The organism is Peptoniphilus indolicus ATCC 29427, assembly GCF_000227315.1.
GTDB classification, from domain to species: Bacteria; Bacillota; Clostridia; order Tissierellales; family Peptoniphilaceae; genus Peptoniphilus; species Peptoniphilus indolicus.
In genome coordinates this window covers 96030-100090 of sequence record NZ_JH165064.1, presented here as the reverse complement: position 1 = coordinate 100090, position 4061 = coordinate 96030, and the positions used below count along the sequence as shown (strand labels likewise).

The 4061-nt window shown below is 31.4% G+C and carries 5 protein-coding genes; all 5 read left to right on the top strand.

The genetic code is table 11. The annotated features are described in order from the left end of the window. The first annotated feature begins 237 nt into the window (after positions 1-237). Positions 238-825 carry a thymidine kinase gene (locus HMPREF9129_RS08045; protein ID WP_004822374.1) on the top strand — a complete coding sequence of 196 codons (588 nt, stop codon included), beginning with the start codon at positions 238-240 and terminating at the stop codon, positions 823-825. A gap of 28 nt (positions 826-853) precedes the next feature. Further along, positions 854-1939, top strand: coding sequence for a carbohydrate kinase (locus HMPREF9129_RS08040; protein WP_040552873.1), 1086 nt, complete (start codon positions 854-856; stop codon positions 1937-1939). Next, positions 1929-2858 carry a pseudouridine-5'-phosphate glycosidase gene (locus HMPREF9129_RS08035; protein ID WP_004822371.1) on the top strand — a complete coding sequence of 310 codons (930 nt, stop codon included), beginning with the start codon at positions 1929-1931 and terminating at the stop codon, positions 2856-2858. The genes HMPREF9129_RS08040 and HMPREF9129_RS08035 overlap by 11 nt, the downstream gene beginning before the upstream one ends. Continuing rightward, the gene (locus tag HMPREF9129_RS08030) at positions 2833-3342 is read left to right on the top strand and encodes an acyl-CoA thioesterase (protein WP_004822369.1); all 510 of its coding nucleotides are present in this window, start codon (positions 2833-2835) and stop codon (positions 3340-3342) included. Before HMPREF9129_RS08035 ends, HMPREF9129_RS08030 begins: the two co-directional genes overlap by 26 nt. Positions 3343-3394: 52 nt before the next feature. Next, the coding region (locus tag HMPREF9129_RS08025; protein WP_040552871.1) for a tRNA1(Val) (adenine(37)-N6)-methyltransferase at positions 3395-4061 on the top strand (667 nt) is incomplete at its 3' end.

Below are 4061 nucleotides of genomic sequence, written 5' to 3'. Positions count from 1 at the left end.
ACTTTTTATGCGATTTTTGTAGTATTTATAGGCAAAAATGTAGTGTCGAACAAATTTATTTATGTCTATTTTTAGCGATAATCTAAATAAGAAAAATAGTATCTAAGTTAATGAAATCCAATAGTCTAAATTACATTTTTCAAATTTATTAAATAAAAGTTAGCAAATTTATAGTATACTATTTTTAAGATTGAACAATAAAAAATTAAAAGTAAGTATATAAATTTGGGAGGAATTATGCATCAATATAGGGGTAGGTTAATTGTACACACAGGTTCTATGTTTAGTGGAAAAACTTCCAGCTTAGAAAGAGAGATCAAGAGGTTTCAAATTGCAGGATATAAAACTGTAGCGTTTAAACCTAAATTGGATACAAGGGGAGAAGAACAGAGAATATCAACTCATGATAATACACATTTAAATGCTGTGATGTGTGATAATATAGATACTATTGCTGAATATATAGAAAATAATAAAGTTGACGTAATAGGGATTGATGAAGTTCAATTTTTAGAAGGAGATATTCAACGAATTTTAGATCAAATAGATGAATTCTTAAGAAAGAAAAAGACAGTGGTTGTGGCAGGGTTGGATATGGATTTTGAAGCAAACCCATTTGATTTAGTAAAAGAATTAATGGCAAGAGCAGATTATCTATATAAACATCACGCTGTGTGTACTGTGTGTGGTGCTGATGCTTGGGTATCGCATAGAAAGTCAAAAGATACCAATAGAATTGTTATAGGGGCAAGCGATGAATATGAGCCTCTATGCAGAAATTGTTACAATGAACTACTTGACACAAACGCAAATAAAAGTTTATAATTTAAACATAAATAAAGGAGAATGTATTATGACACCACGTGAATCAGAGATTATGGAGCTTATTAAAAAAACGCCAACAATATCTCAACAGGAAATAGCAGATATATTGAATATTAAACGTTCGTCAGTGGCGGTTCATATCAATAATTTGTCGAAGCAAGGCTATATATTAGGTAGACGTTATATTTTTAGGGAATCACCTTTAATTACAGTAATAGGAGGCGCCAATGTAGATGTGATTGGTTATCCGGATTCCACAATAATAAAAAAAGATTCTAATCCAGGGACTATAGTAAAGTCAGGTGGTGGAGTTGGTAGAAATATTTGTGAGAATCTGGCAAAACTTAGTGCTCCAGTGTCTTTTATAGGCGCTTTTGGAGAGGATAGCAATGGAGATATGCTTATAAATGGCTTAAAGGAAATAGGGGTAAATACAGATGATGTATTTATTTTTCAAGACACGCCAACTTCAACTTATCTAGCTATTTTGAATGAAGATAGGGATATGGAGTTTGCGATAAATGATATGAGTATAGTTGAAAAATTAACTCCAGATATGCTATTTAAGAAAAAGAAGAAGATAGAAAATGCAAATTGTGTAGTAATGGATACAAATTTGCCTGAAAGCACTATCAAATATCTTTTAAAGGATGTAAAACAAAAATTTTATATCGATTGTGTTTCTGTTAAAAAAGCAGAAAAGTTGGTGGAATGTTTGGACAAAATTTATTTCTTAAAAGCAAATAAATATGAAGCTCAATTTTTAAGTGGAATAGAAATCAATTCTGTAGAAGATGCTCAAATAGCATCTGAAATTCTTTTTGAAAAAGGAATAAAATCTGTGGTAATAACCATAGGTGAATTGGGATTAGTTTATAAGGATAGAAATAATTCATTGTATATAAAATCAAAACCTATGAAAATTGAAAATGCTTCGGGAGCAGGAGATGCTTTTATGGCAGGATATGTATATGGTGATTATACAAAAATGGATTTAATAAGTAAGCTTAAATATGCAACAGCTTGTAGCAGAGTGGCATTAAAATCAAAGTCTACTACGATTGAAACAGTTGCGATTGGATCAATAGAGGAGGAAATGGAAAATGTTGAGTAAAGAGTTAATGAAGAAATATATGGTTATAAGTGATGAAGTTCAAGAGGCAATGGATAGTGGAAAGCCTATAGTTGCTTTAGAATCAACTATAATCTCACATGGTATGCCATATCCACAAAATTTAGAAACTGCAAAAGCTTGTGAAGAAATAGTCAGAGAAAATGGTTGTGTTCCGGCTACTACTGCAATCATAGATGGAAAAATCAGAGTTGGTCTTTCAGAAGAAGAATTAGAGTTTATGGCAACTTCTAAAGATATTATAAAATGCTCAAGAAGGGACTATGCTTATGTTGTGGCAAATGGCTTAAATGGAGCTACAACAGTTGCAACTTCTATTATTACAGCTTCATTAGCTGGAATAAAACTTCTTGTAACTGGAGGAATTGGTGGAGTGCACAGAGGCGCTGAAGAAACATTTGATATTTCTCGTGACTTACAAGAGATAGCGTCAAATAACGTTGCTGTAGTATGTGCAGGAGCTAAATCTATTTTGGATATAGGTCTTACTCTTGAATATCTTGAAACATTTGGTGTACCTGTATTTGGATATCAAACTAAAGAAATGCCAGCTTTCTACACAAGAAGTTCAGGATTTAATTTAGATTATAAGATGGATGAAACATCTGAAATAGCTAATGCTATTAACACAAAATGGGATTTAGGTTTAAATGGTGGAGTTGTAGTTGCAAATCCAATTCCTGAAGAAGATGAAATGGATGCTAATGTAATCAATAAAGCTATTGAATTAGCTCTTATAGATGCAAAGAAAGAGGGAATACACGGAAAAGAAACAACACCTTTCTTACTTGGTAGAGTTTTGACAGCAACAGGTGGAAATTCTCTTGAATCAAATATAGCTCTTGTAAAGAACAATGCTAAGATAGGGGCTCAAATTGCAAGAGAACTTTACAACAACTAAAAAGACATCGGATAGTAAATGCTTTTTTTCACACGCTACAGTGCCGTATGATTTAAATGAAGGCGGGAGTGTCTATGGAGCAAGACTTTTAGAATGGGCAGATAATTTATCTGGATTGGTATCTATAAAACACAGAAGAGGTTCAGTTACAACTGCTTCATTTGATCAATTTAATTTTGTAAATCCTATACAGCTTGGAGATTTTATTTTTGGAGAAGCTTTTATTTCTGGAACAGGGGATGCTTCAATGGAGATATTTTTAAAATTTGTTGGAGAAAAATCTGTTACCGGAGAAAAATATTTGGCTGCATTTGGATTCGTTACTTATGCTGCTAAAAAATTAAAGCCCGGCGAAAAAGTACCTAAGATTATAGGCGAAACAGATGAAGAGCTTTCGATAATGCAAGGCTATGAAGAAAGAAAAAAGATAATAAGAGAAAAAATAGAACGAAATAAGGCATTGACAGAAATAATAAAATTATAGCTTGGGTAACCGAGCTATTTTTTTATTTCATCAATATGTTAAAATTATAGGTATGAAAAGAGATATAGTACCAGGAACAGAATACATAATTTATCAAGACGATGAAAATTTTAAATATACTTTTGATTCACTAGCATTGACAAGTTTTGCAAAAGCAAAAGGAGTATGTGTTGATTTAGGAGCTGGGTTTGGAATAATAGGATTTAGAGTTATAAATCGAGTTGATAAAATAATAAACTTTGAAATAAATGAAAAAGCTTTAAATCTTTTGAAACTATCAGCAGAAGAAAATGAAATTGATGAGAAAATAGAAAATTATAATATTGATGTGAAAAATATTGGCAGTGTTTTGAATAGGCAAATAGCAGATGTAGTAATTACAAATCCTCCGTACTTTGGTTCAGGGCTAAAACCGAAAAATAAGAGTAAAGATTTGGCGAGACATTCAAGTGATTTAATAGATTTTTTCAGAGCGGCAGATTATGTTTTAAAAAATTCAGGAAGATTTTATGCCGTTTTACCAGTTGATAGGATGGTAGATACTATAGTTGGCTTGAAAGAAAACCATATTGAGCCAAGAAGAATACTACTTATAAAAAAGAACTGTAGTACAGAAAGTAATAGATTTTTGATTGAAGGAATAAAAGAAAAACCTAAAGGAATGAAAATTTCAGAAATTAATTTATATAATGATGGTGAAACTACTGAAGAATTTAAAA